Annotated in this window: 11 protein-coding genes and 3 rRNA genes; 1 reads left to right on the plus strand and 13 read right to left on the minus strand. The window is 67.0% G+C overall.

Going from position 1 to position 17,044, the window contains the following annotated elements; genetic code table 11:
* Positions 1–16 precede the first annotated feature (16 nt).
* From B7K22_RS10280 to B7K22_RS10335, 13 genes are all read right to left on the minus strand, one after another.
* Complete coding sequence (locus B7K22_RS10280) at positions 17–985, minus strand: copper transporter (RefSeq protein ID WP_084040490.1); 969 nt, start codon at positions 983–985, stop codon at positions 17–19.
* A complete protein-coding gene (steA, locus tag B7K22_RS10285; RefSeq protein ID WP_144276389.1) occupies positions 985–2,136 on the minus strand; it encodes a putative cytokinetic ring protein SteA in 1,152 nt (383 codons plus the stop codon). Before steA ends, B7K22_RS10280 begins: the two co-directional genes overlap by 1 nt.
* Positions 2,137–2,140: 4 nt before the next feature.
* Positions 2,141–3,850, minus strand: coding sequence for a DNA repair protein RecN (gene recN, locus B7K22_RS10290; RefSeq protein ID WP_371327671.1), 1,710 nt, complete (start codon positions 3,848–3,850; stop codon positions 2,141–2,143).
* The gene (locus B7K22_RS10295; protein ID WP_084040162.1) at positions 3,847–4,782 is read right to left on the minus strand and encodes an NAD kinase; all 936 of its coding nucleotides are present in this window, start codon (positions 4,780–4,782) and stop codon (positions 3,847–3,849) included. The genes recN and B7K22_RS10295 overlap by 4 nt, the downstream gene beginning before the upstream one ends.
* Positions 4,779–5,600, minus strand: a complete 822-nt coding sequence (locus B7K22_RS10300; RefSeq protein ID WP_084040163.1) for a TlyA family RNA methyltransferase — start codon at positions 5,598–5,600, stop codon at positions 4,779–4,781. Before B7K22_RS10300 ends, B7K22_RS10295 begins: the two co-directional genes overlap by 4 nt.
* A 6-nt stretch (positions 5,601–5,606) precedes the next feature.
* Positions 5,607–5,777: a hypothetical protein gene (locus B7K22_RS12140; protein ID WP_159448842.1), complete on the minus strand. Its 171-nt coding sequence runs from the start codon at positions 5,775–5,777 to the stop codon at positions 5,607–5,609.
* On the minus strand, positions 5,770–6,807 hold the full coding sequence (locus B7K22_RS10305; protein ID WP_084040164.1) for an HAD-IIA family hydrolase: 1,038 nt from the start codon (positions 6,805–6,807) through the stop codon (positions 5,770–5,772). Before B7K22_RS10305 ends, B7K22_RS12140 begins: the two co-directional genes overlap by 8 nt.
* Positions 6,807–7,460: a hypothetical protein gene (locus tag B7K22_RS10310; protein WP_144276390.1), complete on the minus strand. Its 654-nt coding sequence runs from the start codon at positions 7,458–7,460 to the stop codon at positions 6,807–6,809. The genes B7K22_RS10305 and B7K22_RS10310 overlap by 1 nt, the downstream gene beginning before the upstream one ends.
* An 853-nt stretch (positions 7,461–8,313) precedes the next feature.
* Positions 8,314–8,430 (minus strand): 5S ribosomal RNA (gene rrf / locus B7K22_RS10315).
* Between the two features lie 69 nt (positions 8,431–8,499).
* Positions 8,500–11,597 (minus strand): 23S ribosomal RNA (locus B7K22_RS10320).
* A 349-nt stretch (positions 11,598–11,946) separates the two neighbouring features.
* Positions 11,947–13,468, minus strand: a 16S ribosomal RNA gene (locus B7K22_RS10325).
* Together the 16S, 23S and 5S rRNA genes form the textbook arrangement of a ribosomal RNA operon.
* A gap of 902 nt (positions 13,469–14,370) precedes the next feature.
* Positions 14,371–15,636, minus strand: coding sequence for a tyrosine--tRNA ligase (gene tyrS / locus B7K22_RS10330; protein ID WP_084040492.1), 1,266 nt, complete (start codon positions 15,634–15,636; stop codon positions 14,371–14,373).
* A 245-nt stretch (positions 15,637–15,881) separates the two neighbouring features.
* A complete protein-coding gene (locus B7K22_RS10335; protein ID WP_084040166.1) occupies positions 15,882–16,550 on the minus strand; it encodes a uridine kinase in 669 nt (222 codons plus the stop codon).
* Between the two features lie 22 nt (positions 16,551–16,572).
* Here B7K22_RS10335 and B7K22_RS10340 point away from each other — a divergent pair, with 22 nt between their 5' ends.
* Entirely contained in the window at positions 16,573–17,037 is a 465-nt protein-coding gene (locus B7K22_RS10340; RefSeq protein ID WP_084040167.1) for a YbaK/EbsC family protein, read from the plus strand.
* The last annotated feature ends 7 nt before the right edge of the window (positions 17,038–17,044 follow it).

The following is a 17,044-nucleotide window of genomic DNA, read 5'->3' on the forward strand; positions in this document are numbered from 1 at the left end:
GAGGACGGGGCGAGAATCAGCCCGCGCGCGGCGGCACGAGGGTGCGCCCCTCCCCCGGTCCGTAGTGCCCGACCGACCCGGCCAGCGCATCGGCGAGCGCCAGCGGAACCGAGATCTGCCCGTAGAACTCGGTGCCCTCGACCACGGTAGCCACGGCGGCCGATGCGTCAGGAGAGTTGAGCACGGCACTCGGCAGGTCTCCGGTCGCGTCCACGCCGGAGGCCACGACCACGCCGCCGGTGTACTCGGCGAAGGTGGTCGCGAGGGCGGCGTAGACGCCCGCGTCCTCCGCGCGGGTCGCCTCGTCCTCGGACCCCGTGCCTGACACGAGCGCGTACGCCTGGACCGGACCCGTCGCGACGCCGCTGACGAGCCCGGCCTCGGTGAGCAGATCCATGAGCAGCGCCGACCTGTCAGGCGCGTTCTCCGCGTCGGGGAAGTCCGTGTCGGACAGGGCGGACTCGTCGAAGCCGGTCGGGTAGACGCCCGGCATGAGCGCCTGCGCAAGAGCGTGAGCGAGCACCGTGGGAGTGGAGGTCGCGTCGTCAACCCCCACCACGTTGGGCGCGATGGTGGACGCGAGCGACGATCGGAACGCCGATTGCGAGGGGTCGGTCCACACGGGCTCGATCGTGAGCTCGGCGTTCACCGTCGCTCCCGCCTGCACGAGCCGATCGCGCACGCCGGCCTGCGCGCTGTCACTCGGGCCGGCGACGCCGATGGTGGCGACGGGTGTGCCCAGCAGCGCGCCAGCGAGCATGGTGGGGGCTGACTCGTCCGCGTATTGGCGCGCGGTCCCGGTCTGCGCCTCCGCGGCGGCGACATCGGCCTGGGCCTGCGCGAGGTCGTCCTCGAGCGCATCCACCTGCTCGGTGAGGGAACCCGTGAAGGCGTCGCGCATGGGACCTGACCCGAGCACGACGCCCACGGCGAGGGCCAGGAACACGGCGACGAGGGAGACGACGTGGTAGCGGAAGTCCTTCATCACGCCCCGCCGAACCAGCCGGTCGCCGCGGACCACACGGACTCGAGCCACTCGCGCCCGCCAGGCGTCGCCCAGAAGGCGACGCCCAGAGCGACGAAGCCGCTCGCGACGAGCGCCGCGAGCGCCCACGGCGAGTAGCGGTGCCGGTAGACCTGGGCGAGCGCGGGCGCATCCACGATGGCGCGGCCCGCCTGGAGGCGTGCGAGGAACATGCCCGACGCGTCGGTGTGCGAGGACTCGAGGTAGTCCTGCAGGCTGCCCTCGACGCCCACCGTGACGATCACCTTCGCACCGCCGGCGTGGGCCACGAGGATCGCGAGCGCGGCGGACGGCATCGAGGAGCTCACCTCGCCGTGGCTCAGCCCCAGGGCGTCGACCCGCGCGCGTCCGGCGTCGCCCCCATGCGGCTCGTGCAGCAGGACGTGGCTCGCGGAGCGCAGCGTCTCCTCGCGCAGCGCCTCGACCTCGCCGATGATGAGGTCGGGTGCGGACGCGAGGTCGTAGGTCGCGTCGGCGGCGTCGCCGACCGCGATCAGCACGGGACGGCGATCCCTCAGGTAGCGGCGGATCTCCTTGAGCTGCTCGCGGTGACGGTAGCCCGAGGCGATGACGACCACGTGCCTGCCGGTGAGGTCCAGGCCCGCGTCCGGCACCCCGGTGCCGTCGAGGATCATGTCCGCCTCTCGCTCGATGTGGTCGAGCGCGTTCGCGGTGAACGTCGTGAGCTGGATGCGCATGCCGTCGGCGGCGGCGTGGGTGAGGTCGGCGAGCGCCGATGCGTCGATGAGCGTGCCGTCGGCCACCACGTCCTCATCGACCCGCACGGTGCCGCCGACCACGGTCGCCATCGCGCCATCACGGCTGCCCAGGATGCCGGTGCCGGCGTTGTCGATGAGTGCGATCCCGGCATCGAGCAGCACGCGCGGGCCTCCCGTCGGGAAGCGTCCGGACATCGAGGTGCGGACGTTGACCACGGCCGCTGGCCGGCACGCGACGAGCGCCTCCGCGGCCTTCTGGTCGAGGTCGAGCACATCGATCACGGCGATGTCTCCTGGACGCAGCCGGCGCGCGAGCACGCGGACGCTGGGCTCGATGCGCAGGGGTCCGGTGATGGTCGCGTCGGCGCTCACGAGGTGGTCGGAGCGGGTCATGCGCTCATCGTCGCACGCCGGAGGCCTCCAGCAGCTCAAGGGCATGGGCGCGTGCCGTGTCCGAGTCCTCCTGGCCCGACAGCAGCCGTGCGATCTCCTCGACGCGGGCCTGATCCGTCACGGGCGCGACCTGCGCACGGGTCACGGCGCCGTCGGTCGCCTTGGCGACCACCACGTGCGCATCGGCGAACGCGGCGACCTGCGCGAGGTGCGTGACGACGATCACCTGATGGGTGCGGGCGAGGGCGGCGAGGCGTTCACCGACCGCCACGGCGGCGCGCCCGCCCACCCCGGCGTCGACCTCGTCGAACACGAACGTCCTCGGCCCTTCGTGCGCCCGTGCGGCGAGGGCGACCTCGAGCGCGAGCATGATACGCGACAGCTCTCCCCCGCTCGCCGCCTCGGCGATGGGTCGGTGGGGGGCACCTGGATGCGAGGCGAGGGTCATGGCGACCTGGTCCGCGCCATGGGCCGCCGGCTCCGCGGGCTCGAGCCTCACGGCGAAGTCGGCGTCGGGCATGGCGAGCAGGCCGAGCTCCTCGCGCACGGCCTCGGCGAGGTCTCGTGCCGCCGCGGCGCGTCCCTCGCGCACGACGAGCGCCGCCGTCTCGAGGGCGGTGCGCGCGGCGGTCACGGCCTCGCGGCGCGCGGCCAACGTCTCGTCCCACGCGTCGTCGTCGTCCACGCGCGGGCGAGCGCTCTCGGCATACGCGAGCACGCCTGCGACATCGGGAACGCCGATGCGCCGGGCGAGGGTCGCGAGGTCGCTGCGCCTGGCATGGATCTCGTCGAGCCGAGCCGGGTCGGCGTCGAGTCCGTCGAGATAGGACGCGAGCTCGGTGACCAGGTCCGCTGCCGCGTAGCTCAGGCCAGCGAGCCGTTCGTCGAGCTCCGCGAGCGCCGGATCGTGGCGGGCCGCATCCGCGAGCGCGCGCCGCGCGGTCTCGAGCGCGGCGACGGCGGACAGCTCTCCATCCCCGGCCTGATCGCCGCCGAGCGCGGCGTGCGCGGCCGCCGCTCCGAGCCGGACGTCCTCGGCGTTCTCGAGCACGCGGGCCTGCGCCGCCAGCTCCTCGTCCTCGCCCTCCTGCGGCGCGATCTCGTCGATGGCAGCGAGGTCGTCGCGCAGGCGCGCGACCTCGGCACGGGCCGCACCAGCGCCGTCCTCCATGCGCTCCAGCGCGGCGACCGCCTCCGTCCACGCTGCCCACGCGTTCCGGTACGCAGCGAGCGCCTCGCCGTGACGGGCTCCGGCATAGGCGTCGAGGGTGTCGCGCTGGCGCGCCGGCGTGCGCAGGCGCGCCTGATCGTGCTGGCCGTGGACGGTGACCAGCTCGGCGGCGAGATCAGCGAGCAGCGACTGCGGCACCGTGCGCCCCCCGATGACGGTACGAGAACGCCTGCTCGCGCCCACGGTGCGCGACACGATGACCGCGCCGTCGTCGTCCGCCTCGACCCCCGCATCGGCCAGTCGTTCCGCGAGGTCGCCGGAGACCGGCGCATCGAGCACGGCCTCGGCCAGCGCAGCGTCCGCACCGGAGCGCACCGTCGCCGGCACCGCCTTGTCCCCCAGGATGAGCCCGATGCCGGTCAGCACCATCGTCTTTCCGGCGCCCGTCTCCCCGGTGACGCACGTGAGCCCCGGGCCGAGCTCGATGCGCGCGGACTCGATGACGCCGAGATCCGTGATGGACAGTTCGTGGAGCACGCTCACCCGTCCTCGTCGGGAGCGGCTCCGGCCGGCGCGGCCCCGGCGGCGCCAGTGGGCGAGGGCGCGTGGATCTCGCGGCCGATGGGAGTGTCATGGGCGCGCTCGCCCCGCCAGCCGTCGGTGGGCAGGGAGAACTTCTTGACCAGTCGCTCGGTGAAGGGCGCATCGGACATGCGCGCGAGGCGCACGCCGTGCTCGCCGCGACGGATCTCCACCACGCAGCCACCGCCGGCATCGATGCTGCGGGCGCCGTCGAGCACGATCTGCGCGTGCGACTCCGACGTGCGCACCACCTCGATCTGGAACGATGAGTCCGGGCCCACCACGAGCGGCCGCGCGAACAGCGCGTGCGCGGCGAGCGGGACGCATAGCAGTGCGTCGACATTGGGCCACATCACCGGTCCCCCGGCGGAGAAGGCGTGCGCCGTGGATCCGGTCGCCGTCGACACCACCAGGCCGTCGCAGCCAAAGCTCGACAGCGGCAGCCCGTCGACCCCGAGCGTCACCTCGAGCGTCCGTAGCCGGTTGGCGCGCTCCACGGTGGCCTCGTTGAGGGCCCAGCCCGATTCCACCGTGCCGTCTCCGCGGCTCACGTGAACCTGCAGGGTGCCGCGCTCCTCGACCGTGTAGTCGCCCTCCGCGAGCCGCCCTGCCGCCGTGGCCACGTCCTCGCGCTCGAGCTCGGCGAGGAACCCCACGCGCCCCAGGTTGACGCCGAGCAGCGGGATGCCGGTGCCGTGCGTGAGCTGCGCCGCATGCAGCATGGTGCCGTCGCCGCCCAGGACGATCGCGGCCTCGATGGGATCGGACACCCCAGGAGTGAAGGATGTGCAGGTCTCGATGCCGGCCGCGGCCAGCACGCGCGCGGCTTCGTCGCCGGCCTCGAGGGTGCCGGGCCGGTGGGGGTTCGCGACGATCAGGATTCTGCGCGTCATGGGCGTGTCCCCACCTCCCTGTCGATGGCCTGGTCAAGAGCGTCGCCTGCCAGCACGGGGCGACCGGCGCGCTCGCCACTAGCCTGCCATGCCCCCGAGGCCCAGACGAAGAACTCGACGTTGCCCTGTGGACCGGGCAGGGCGCTGCGCGCGACGTGATGGATGGTGAGTCCTGCCTCCTGCATCGACGATGCGACGGTCGCCACGGCGCGCCGGCGCGCCCGCGCGTCGGTGACGACGCCGCGCCCGCTCAGCCAGCGCTTGCCTACCTCGAACTGCGGCTTGACCATGAGCACGTGGTCGGCCAGCGCATCGGCGACCGTCGCCAAGGCATTGACCACCAGGGTGAGCGAGATGAAGGACAGGTCCGCCACCACCAGGGTCGCGCCCGTGCCAGGCCCGCCTGGCACGAGGTCGCGGACGTTGAGACCCTCGCTGACGGTCACTCGCGAGTCCGTGCGCAGCGGCGCGGCGATCTGGCCGTGGCCCACGTCGACCGCGTCCACGTGCGCCGCGCCGCGCTCGAGCAGCACCTGCGTGAAGCCTCCCGTCGAGGCGCCGGCATCGAGCGCGTGCGAGCCCGCCACGGACAGGCCGAGCGGCTCGCACGCGTCCAGCGCTCCGACGAGCTTGTGAGCGGCACGCGAGACATAGTGCGATCCGGCCGCCACCACGATCCGCGCGTCCTCGGACACGGGGGCGGAGCTGCGCTCGACGACGACGCCGTCGACGGTGACGTAGCCCCGGGCGATCAGCTCCTGGGCATGCGAGCGCGACCGTGCCAGGCCGCGCGCGTGGAGCGCGCGGTCAAGACGCACGGGTGGCTACTGCTCGTCGCGCATGCGGGACGAGAGGGAGTCCTGGATCTTGTCGAAGAACTCGGCCTGCTTGTCCAGGTCGTCCGGAAGCTCGGTGACCGCGTTGAGCGCCTCGCGGACCTCCGCGGGGTACTTGACCTCGCCCAGCGGCTCGCGCTGCTCCTTGATCTCACTCATGGGCCGAGGGTACCTCCAGGTCGGGCAGGGTCTCAACATCGACCTCGCGTCCGTAGTCGGCGGTGGCCCACGCGGCAGCGCAGGCGGCGCGGGCCGGGTCGAGCCCGTCGTCCGTGCCGGGGCCGTCGACCTCAAGGTGCAGGCGGCCGCCCGCGACCCACGCGGTCGCGGCGCCCACGGTCCAGCGGTCGCCGTGACGCTCGGGCGCGGGGTGGGCCATGGCCAGCGCCGTGAGGTCCCGGCCCAGGAAGGAAGGTCGCTCGACCGGCGAGGCCAGGATCGCCTCTCGAACGCCATCGACGCCCGTGAGCACCTGCAGGCCGGGGAAGCCGGCGGCGCGGGCGCCCTTGAGGTCAGTGTCGAGCCGGTCCCCGATCACCAGCGGACGCTGCGCGTGTGCCTTGTCCGCCGCGAGCCGGAACATCGCGGGCTCGGGCTTGCCCGCCCCCGGCGGCTCCACCCCGGTGGCGGTCACGACCACGTTCACGAGCGAGCCGTTGCCCGGCGCGGTGCCGCGGTCGTTGGGGATGGTGAGGTCCTTGTTCGAGGCGAAGAAGCGGGCGCCGGCGCTGATGGCGTAGGACGCCTCGGCCAGCTCCTTCCAGGACACGTCAGGCGAGAAGCCCTGCACGACCGCATCCGGGCCGTCGGCGGCGCTGTCGACGATCCGATACCCGGCGCCCGTCACCGCGGTGCGCAGGCCTTGACCGCCCACGACGTACACGCTCGAGCCCGCCTCGAGCGACTCGAGCATCAGCGCCGCGACCGCCTGCGCGGCCGTCATGACCTCGTCCTCGGTGGTCGGCATCCCCAGCTCGGTGAGGTGCTCGGCGACCGTGACCGGCTCGCGGGACGCGTTGTTCGTCACGAACACCACGCGCATGCCCGCAGCACGCGCCGCCTCGAGGGCCGGCGGTGCGGAGGGGATCGCGTGGGGGCCGCGGTAGGCGACGCCGTCGAGGTCGACGAGCGCCGCGTCGAACGCGGTCTGGAGCGGCTGGTCGCTGCCCAGCAGGGCCGATGCGCTCATCAGCGGTCCTCCTCGGCGCCGTCGCGGGACTCGTCTTCCACGGGCTCACCGTCGTGAGCGTCACCGTCGCTGCGGGTGCTCTCGTCGGGCTCCGGCAGCTCTGCGACGTCATAGACGGTGATGTCGAAGTCGAGGTCGGGCTCCACGGCGCCGCCCGACAGGGTCGCCTCGAGCTCGTCGGCCTCGTCATCCTTGCCCATCGCGCGCAGCACCGGGACGGTGGCGGCGCCGATGCGCTCGCGCAGCTCGTCGTCCGAGCCGTCGAGCTGACGCAGGATGACGAGCGCGGCCCCGGCGTCGCCCATGTCGAGACGCGCGCCGGCCAAGACGATGTCGAGCTCGATGCGCGCACGCGGGGGAAGCGAACGCGCCTCCTCGGACCGCGCGAGGTCGATCGCGCGTTCGGGGCGGCCCAGGCCGCGTTCGCAGTCGGCCATCAGCGGCAGGTGCTCGTGCGAGCCGTTGAGCCGGCGCACGGTGCGGAACTCACGCAGCGCCTCTGCGTAGCGACCGGTCGCGTAGGCGGCGAGGGCGTTGGCCTCGCGGACCACGTCGACGCGACCGCCACGGGCGACGGCCACCTGCGCGTGCTGGTAGGCCAGCTCCGGGTCGAGGTCGAGCAGCGAGCCCACCATGATCAGGTGCCGGCCCACGTCCTCGGCGTTGTCCTTGCTCAGTGTGCGCAGGCGCGCACGGACGGTGCGGTCTAGTTGGCCGTACTCCACCTCGTCGGGAATCTGAGGGGCGTCAGGAGCCGGCCGGGCCGAGGTACGGTCGCCGCGGCGTGAACCGTCGTCTCTGGTCGTTCGCCTGTCGTCCCGTCGCACCCGGTCCGAGTCGCGGCCAGCCTGCTGACCGCCATCGCGACGGCGGTCGTCCCCGCCGCGGTAGGCGCCGGAGCTGCGGCCCGCTCCATAGGACGGACGGTCGCCGCGGCCCCGAGAGTCACCACGGTCACCCCGGTAGGACGAACGGTCGCCCCTGCCTCGAGAGTCACCGCGGTCACCGCGGTACGGCGCCCGATCGCCGGGACCGGAACGACCGCGCCGCTCATCGCCGTCGCGGCGTGGGCCGCGGTAGATGCCGCGCTCGTCACCCTCGCGCGGGGGACGCGAGCCTCCCGAGCGTCGGTCGGCGCCATCGGGCCGGCGGTAGCTGCGCCCCGAGCCGCCGTCCGAGCCCTCATACCGGCGGCCGCCCGAGCCGGAACCGGAGGAGCCGGATGCTCGTCGATCACCGCCCTGCCGGGGCTGGTAGCCACCACGGCGGTTCTCGTCGCCGCGCCCCGATCTGTTCGAGCGCTCGGGACCGCCCGATCCGCGCGGCCCGCTCCCTGCACCGGAACGGTCGGAGTCCGAGCGGGATCCGCGCTCCTCGCCGTGTTCGCGGTCGTCTGTGCCAGCCATGATGCTCCGATCGGGTGCGCGCCTGGTGCGCGCCTAGGGACAATTCTTACGGAAACGACGAAGGGCCGCCCAGCTTTGGGCGGCCCTTCGTTGAAAGAATGTCCCGCTGCGACCTACTCTCCCACACCCTGGCGAGTGCAGTACCATCGGCGCTGAGAGGCTTAGCTTCCGGGTTCGGAATGGAGCCGGGCGTTTCCCTCTCGCTATGGCAGCGGAAACTCTATGGAGATATCAGTACCCGACCGTATCTCGGGAACCGCACAGTGGACGCGTAGCAATATTGATAAAAGTCAAGTTATCGGCCTATTAGTACCGGTCAGCTTCAAGAGTCGTTAGTCCTCTCTTCCACATCCGGCCTATCAACCCCATGGTCTGTAGGGGGCCTCTCGGGACGAATCCCATGGAAATCTCATCTTGAGACCGGCTTCCCGCTTAGATGCTTTCAGCGGTTATCCGTTCCGAACGTAGCCAACCAGCCGTGCTCCTGGCGGAACAACTGGCACACCAGAGGTTCGTCCATCCCGGTCCTCTCGTACTAGGGACAGATTCTCTCAAATTTCCTGCGCGCGCAGCGGATAGGGACCGAACTGTCTCACGACGTTCTAAACCCAGCTCGCGTACCGCTTTAATGGGCGAACAGCCCAACCCTTGGGACCAACTCCAGCCCCAGGATGCGACGAGCCGACATCGAGGTGCCAAACCATGCCGTCGATATGGACTCTTGGGCAGGATCAGCCTGTTATCCCCGGGGTACCTTTTATCCGTTGAGCGCTGGCGCTTCCACATGCCACCAGCGGGTCACTAGTCCCGACTTTCGTCCCTGCTCGACCTGTCAGTCTCACAGTCAAGCTCCCTTGTACACTTGCACTCGCCACCTGATTGCCAACCAGGCTGAGGGAACCTTTGGGCGCCTCCGTTACTCTTTGGGAGGCAACCGCCCCAGTTAAACTACCCACCAGGCACTGTCCCTGATCCGGATTACGGACCGAGGTTAGATATCCAGAGTGATCAGAGTGGTATTTCAACAATGACTCCACCAATACTGGCGTATCGGCTTCAAAGTCTCCCACCTATCCTACACAAACCACACCGAATACCAATACCAAGCTATAGTAAAGGTCCCGGGGTCTTTCCGTCCTGCTGCGCGTAACGAGCATCTTTACTCGTAGTGCAATTTCGCCGAGTTCGCGGTTGAGACAGCGGAGAAGTCGTTACGCCATTCGTGCAGGTCGGAACTTACCCGACAAGGAATTTCGCTACCTTAGGATGGTTATAGTTACCACCGCCGTTTACTGGGGCTTAAATTCAGAGCTTCGCCTTACGACTAACCCTTCCTCTTAACCTTCCAGCACCGGGCAGGCGTCAGTCCGTATACATCGTCTTGCGACTTCGCACGGACCTGTGTTTTTAGTAAACAGTCGCTTCTCCCTGGTCTCTGCGGCCCTCAAACGCTCCCGGCAGCAAGTGCCGATCACGCCTCAGGCCCCCCTTCTCCCGAAGTTACGGGGGCATTTTGCCGAGTTCCTTAACCACGATTCACTCGATCGCCTTAGTATTCTCTACCTGACCACCTGAGTCGGTTTGGGGTACGGGCGGCTAGAACCTCGCGCCGAGGTTTTTCTTGGCAGCATAGGATCACCAGTTTCCCACTTGAGTGGTCACCATCAGTTCTCAGGCATATGAGCTGCGGATTTGCCTACAGCTCGCCCTACGGCCTTGGACGTGGACTACCATCGCCACGCCTGGCTACCTTCCTGCGTCACCCCTGTTAATACGCTTGCCTACTAAGGACTTGGGTCGCGCGCTACTCCACCGCTCCCCGAAGGGTTGAGTGGCATCGGGCGCTTAGCATTATCCGTTCAGCATGGGCGGTTCTTCGCCGGTACGGGAATATCAACCCGTTGTCCATCGACTACGCCTGTCGGCCTCGCCTTAGGTCCCGACTTACCCAGGGCGGATTAACCTGGCCCTGGAACCCTTGGTCATTCGGCGGACGGGTTTCTCACCCGTCTTTCGCTACTCATGCCTGCATTCTCACTCGTGTGGCGTCCACCGCTGGGTTACCCCGCGACTTCACTCGCCACACGACGCTCCCCTACCCATCCACACGCTTGGATCCGAAGACCAGGCAGTGTGTGAATGACACAACTTCGGCGGTGTACTTGAGCCCCGCTACATTGTCGGCGCGGAATCACTTGACCAGTGAGCTATTACGCACTCTTTCAAGGGTGGCTGCTTCTAAGCCAACCTCCTGGTTGTCTATGCAACTCCACATCCTTTCCCACTTAGCACACGCTTAGGGGCCTTAGTTGGTGTTCTGGGCTGTTTCCCTCTCGACTACGAAGCTTATCCCCCGCAGTCTCACTGCTGCGCTCTCACTTACCGGCATTCGGAGTTTGGCTGACGTCAGTAACCTGGTGGGGCCCATCGGCCATCCAGTAGCTCTACCTCCGGTAAGAAACACGCAACGCTGCACCTAAATGCATTTCGGGGAGAACCAGCTATCACGAAGTTTGATTGGCCTTTCACCCCTATCCACAGCTCATCCCCTCGGTTTTCAACCCAAGTGGGTTCGGTCCTCCACGCGGTCTTACCCGCGCTTCAACCTGGCCATGGATAGATCACTTCGCTTCGGGTCTAGACCCAGCGACTCAATCGCCCTATTCGGACTCGCTTTCGCTACGGCTGCCCCTCACGGGTTAACCTTGCCACTGAGCACTAACTCGCAGGCTCATTCTTCAAAAGGCACGCCGTCACCCCTGCTAGGGAGGCTCCGACGGATTGTAAGCACACGGTTTCAGGTACTATTTCACTCCCCTCTCGGGGTACTTTTCACCTTTCCCTCACGGTACTGTTCCGCTATCGGTCAGTAGGTAGTATTTAGGCTTATAGAGTGGTCTCTACAGATTCACACGGGATTTCTCGGGCCCCGTGCTACTTGGGATGACTCTCAGGAGTCCGCGCAATTTCGTCTACGGGGGTTACACCCTCTGTGCCGGGCCTTTCAATGCCCTTCGACTATCACGCGGATTTCTGACTCCTTGGGAGAACGGCAGTTCTCCCAGAAAGGTCCCACAACCCCGCCAACGCAACGCCTGCCGGCTATCACACGCTGACGGTTTGGCCTGATCCGCTTTCGCTCGCCACTACTCACGGAATATCTCTTCCTGTCGGTACTGAGATGTTTCACTTCCCGACGTTCCCTCCGCTCGCCCTATGTGTTCAGGCGAGGGTCACTGGACATGACTCCAGCGGGGTTTCCCCATTCGGACATCCTCGGATCAAAGCTTGTTTGCCAGCTCCCCGAGGCTTATCGCAGGCTACAACGTCCTTCATCGGCTCCTACTGCCAAGGCATCCACCATGTGCTCTTAAAAACTTGACCACAGATATCAAAGATGCTCGCGTCCACTATGCAGTTCTCAAGGTACGGGCGGGCTCACCTTCGTCTGGCGCCTGCCTTGCTGCGCAAGGTGGTTCATCCAGGTCCAGTGATCCGTCCAGTCAGTCGTATCGACCGACCTGAGGTTGAGCTTGACGCCCGATCCCTCAGGACCCAACAGTGTGCCTTGCATGGTCAGCGTGGTGCTCGTGGTTCCAACCCCGAAGGGCGTACTGACGAGACGCTTGCTGCGTCCATGCCATGTCGATGTTCCATCCGTGAGCTCTCGCCGGCCTGCGTTTGAGGCCGAAGCGAGTCCTGGACAGCTCAAGAGCTGCCAAGTGCTCCTTAGAAAGGAGGTGATCCAGCCGCACCTTCCGGTACGGCTACCTTGTTACGACTTAGTCCCAATCGCCAATCCCACCTTAGACGTCTCCCTCCCAAAGGGTTGGGCCGACGGCTTCGGGTGTTACCGACTTTCGTGACTTGACGGGCGGTGTGTACAAGGCCCGGGAACGTATTCACCGCAGCGTTGCTGATCTGCGATTACTAGCGACTCCAACTTCATGAGGTCGAGTTGCAGACCTCAATCCGAACTGAGACCGGCTTTTTGGGATTCGCTCCACCTTACGGTATCGCAGCCCTTTGTACCGGCCATTGTAGCATGCGTGAAGCCCAAGACATAAGGGGCATGATGATTTGACGTCATCCCCACCTTCCTCCGAGTTGACCCCGGCAGTCTCCTATGAGTCCCCACCATTACGTGCTGGCAACATAGGACGAGGGTTGCGCTCGTTGCGGGACTTAACCCAACATCTCACGACACGAGCTGACGACAACCATGCACCACCTGTATACCCCCCCGAAGGACTCCCTATCTCTAGGGATAAAGGGTATATGTCAAGCCTTGGTAAGGTTCTTCGCGTTGCATCGAATTAATCCGCATGCTCCGCCGCTTGTGCGGGCCCCCGTCAATTCCTTTGAGTTTTAGCCTTGCGGCCGTACTCCCCAGGCGGGGCACTTAATGCGTTAGCTGCGACGCGGAACTCATGGAAAGAGCCCCACATCTAGTGCCCACCGTTTACGGCGTGGACTACCAGGGTATCTAATCCTGTTCGCTCCCCACGCTTTCGCTCCTCAGCGTCAGTAGTGGCCCAGAGACCTGCCTTCGCCATTGGTGTTCCTCCTGATATCTGCGCATTCCACCGCTACACCAGGAATTCCAGTCTCCCCTACCACACTCTAGTCTGCCCGTACCCACTGCAGGCCCGAGGTTGAGCCTCGGGTTTTCACAGCAGACGCGACAGACCGCCTACGAGCTCTTTACGCCCAATAATTCCGGACAACGCTTGCGCCCTACGTATTACCGCGGCTGCTGGCACGTAGTTAGCCGGCGCTTCTTCTGCAGGTACCGTCACTTTCGCTTCTTCCCTGCTGAAAGGGGTTTACAACCCGAAGGCCTTCATCCCCCACGCGGCGTCGCTGCATCAGGCTTGCGCCCATTGTGCAATATTCCCCACTGCTGCCTCCCGTAGGAGTCTGGACCGTGTCTCAGTTCCAGTGTGGCCGGTCGCCCTCTCAGGCCGGCTACCCGTCGTCGCCTTGGTGAGCCATTACCTCACCAACAAGCTGATAGGCCGCGAGTCCATCCCAGACCGAAGTTCTTTCCAGACGATGACCATGCGGTCTCGTCTCGTATCCGGTATTAGACCTCGTTTCCAAGGCTTATCCCAGAGTCTGGGGCAGGTTACTCACGTGTTACTCACCCGTTCGCCACTGATCCACGAGAGCAAGCTCTCGCTTCACCGTTCGACTTGCATGTGTTAAGCACGCCGCCAGCGTTCGTCCTGAGCCAGGATCAAACTCTCCGTGAATGTTTGATAGCAATCCGACCGAGGTCGGTTCACATACAATACGAAGTGGTTCCGAGGAACCGTTCAATCTCTAGCTTCGAACAAAATGTCACTGACATTTCGTTGTCTACCAAAGGAATCCTGCATCCCGCTGCTCGAGCTGACGCTCGATCACCGTGATGCCGGAGGTTTTGGCATCGACTATGTGGCACACTGTTGAGTTCTCAAGGTTCGGACGCGCACCGCTCTCAACTCGTTTGAGTTGGGATTCGGGGCAACCCTTCTAAGTTACTCGCATGTTTCCGGCTTGTCAAATCGCGCTCATGGCGATCTTTACCGGCCCCATTCGGGCAACTCGTCGAAGTTACTCACCTGGTCGCAGCCTGTCAAATCGCGCTAGTGGCTGATTTGTTGAGCTGTTCCCGTGTGGCAACCCGACTAAGTTACTTTTACGTTCTCGACTTGTCAAATCGCCGTATTGGCGCTTTTTTAATGTCGAAGCCGTTCTGGCAACTTGCTGAAGCTACTCGGTCGCTCTCGGCCTGTCAAATCGCTCATGTGCGACTCGAACGTGCGGCCGGAGTCATCCGGGCAACTCCACCAACTTACCCGCTTCGTCAGGCCCTGTCAACTCGCCATGCTTGGCGTGTCGAGCAACACCTTCTCCGCGGGGGGCTCTCCATCGTACATCACTCGGGGCACGCTTGCGACCCGAGTTCGATCATCGTTGGGGAGCTGTCCAGTGGGGCTTCGCGTGGCCTTGTTCAGTCCTCCGCGAAGCGCTTCCGTCGTTGGCAGCGAGGTAGAGATTACGGTTCCGTGAACCCGCAAGTCAAATCGGCGTCCCCCGGGCGTGTCGCGACGTGCTGGTGCGGCGACGTTCCTGCTATCCGCCACATTGGCGGGCGCCTCCGGCCCAGGCCTCAGTGCTCGACTTGCACCAGACCCACGGACTTCTTCCCTCGCCTGAGCACGAACCATCCCCCCGCGAGCGGCTGGACGGCGTCGACCACGGCATCGATGGAGTCGGCCTTCACGTTGTTGACGTAGGCACCGCCATCCTGCACGGCCCGCCTGGCCTCCGACTTGGAGGAGACGATGCCCGCCTCGACCAGCGCATCGACCACCGACGTGCCCGGCGCCACGGAACCACCGCCGAGCTCGACGGCACAGCCGGCGAGCGTCGCCTGGTCGAGCGCCGAGAGATCTCCCCGGCCGAACAGGGATTGCGAGGCGGCGACGACCGCATCGGCAGCAGCAGGGCCGTGCACCAGCGCCGTCACCTCCCATGCCAGCGTGCGCTGCGCCTCCCTCTTGAATGGCTCCTCGGCCACGGAGAGCTCCAGGCGCGCGATGTCCTCGCGACCAAGGAAGGTGAAGACCTTGAGGTAACCGATCACGTCCGCATCAGCCGCATTCACCCAGAACTGGTAGAAGGCGTATGGGCTCGTCATCGTCGGGTCGAGCCATACCGTGCCGGACTCGGTCTTGCCGAACTTGGTGCCGTCAGCCTTGGTGATCAGCGGCGTCGCCAGCGCGTGCACGCTCGCGCCAGCCGCCTTGCGCGTGAGCTCAGTGCCGGCCGTGAGGTTTCCCCACTGGTCGGAGCCCCCCGTCTGAAGCGTGCACCCGTAGCGCCGGTGCAGCTCGAGGAAGTCCATGCCCTGGAGCACCTGGTACGAGAACTCGGTGTAGGAGATGCCCTCGTCGGAGTTCAGTCGGCGCGCGACGGTGTCCTTGGCGATCATCGTGCCCAGCCGGAAGTGGCGCCCCACGTCGCGGAGCAGCTCGATCGCGCTGAGGTCCTTGGTCCAGTCGTAGTTGTTGACCATCCGCGCGGCGTTGGCGCCCTCGAAGCTCATGAGCGGTTCGATCTGCCCGCGGATGCGCTCGACCCATTCGTGCACGGTGTCGACGGGGTTCAGCGTGCGCTCGCCACTCATCTTGGGATCGCCGATCAGTCCCGTCGCCCCGCCGACGAGCAGGAGCGGCACGTGCCCCGCTTCCTGCAGGCGGCGCACCGTCAGGATCTGGACGAGGTTGCCGATGTGCAGGCTTGGCGCCGTCGGGTCGAACCCGCAGTACAGCGTGACGGGGCCGGCGTCGAGGTGAGCGCGCAGCTCGTCGTCCCCCGTGGTCTGGGAGATGAGGCCGCGCCAGGCGAGGTCGTCGAGGATGTGCTCAGTCATGATGCGTGCCATTGTGCCAGCACGGGACGAGCGTCCCCGCTGCGCCGTTGCAGCGAGGCACAACCACAGGATCAGGCGCCTCGGGAGGGAGAGAGTCGCTGGGCACGCGGAGCGGAAGCACGAATCGGCGCTGAGGGGTGGACTTCTTGCGAGGGGTCCAACCGACTCGAGATGTCGCATGCCCAGCGACACTTACGACGCTAGGTGGCTCACTCTGAGAGGCCTCTCAGAAGGTTCACGGCGGCTCAGTCGGGGATGGGAGAAGTTCCGTCGATGACCAGGTCCGCGGCGGCCCGGGTGCCCTCGCGCGCGAAGTGGGCCGCCTCGCGCGGCTGCCAGCGCAGCCACTCCGCCCGCATGCCCTCGCCGTCGCGCGCCACGCCCCGTGCGAGGCGCTCCGCCTCCGGCGCGTCGACCCACAGCAGCAGCGCTGCGCACCGACGCGCCGAGCGCTGGCCGACGCCGACGCCCTCCACCACCAGGAACGCGCGCGGGTCGACCGGGATGCGGTGGGTCCGTCGGGACTGGTGCCAGTCCCACATTCGGAAGTCCGCGCCGCGACCTGCCGCGAGCGGCTCGATGACCTGGTCCACGAGGACCGCGTCCAGGGTCTCGAGGCCGTCCCATCCCTCGTACATGTCGTCGGCGTGCAGGAGCTGGGCCGGCGCGCCCGGCGCGGGAGGCCGGTACGGGTCGAACGCGCCAGCGCCGCCGGTGGGCTCGCCGCCCAGCGCGGCGACCACGCGCTGGGCCAGCGTGGTCTTGCCTGCTCCCGCGGGCCCGTCGATGAGGATCAGACGGGTGTCGCCCAGGCGTGGGGCCGATGCGCGTGCTCGGTTCGCGATGTCGGTGACCGTCGCATTCGGCGCAGCAGGGGCGCCCGCAGGGTCTCGCGACGCAGGGACACCAGGCACGAGGTCAGGCTACGGTAGCCAGATGCATGCGAACGTCCAGAAGGTCACGGCGGTCCTCGACGCGGCGGGCCTTCACGGCCGCGTGCGCGAGCTGTCCACCGGCACGCACACGGCAGCCGAGGCCGCCGCCTTCCTGGGCTGCGAGATCGGGGCGATCGCCAACTCCCTCATCTTCATGACGGAGAAGGGCCCCATCCTCGTGCTCGCGTCGGGCGCGCACCGCGTCGACACCGACCTGCTGGCTCGCGCGATCGGCGTCGAGGCCGTCACGCGAGCCACGGCCGAGGAGGTGAGGGCCGCCACGGGTCAGCCCATCGGTGGCGTCGCGCCCGTGGGCCACCCCTCTCCCCTGCCCACCTACATCGACGTCGAGCTCACGGAGCACGGCGAGCTGTGGGCGGCGGCGGGGATCCCCGCCTCGGTGTTCGAGATCTCGTACGAGGACCTGCGCGACCTGACGGGCGCGACCGAGGTGACGGTCGCCTGACGTCCGT

The sequence above is a fragment of the Demequina sp. NBRC 110053 genome (genome assembly GCF_002090095.1).
Classification (GTDB): domain Bacteria; phylum Actinomycetota; class Actinomycetes; order Actinomycetales; family Demequinaceae; genus Demequina.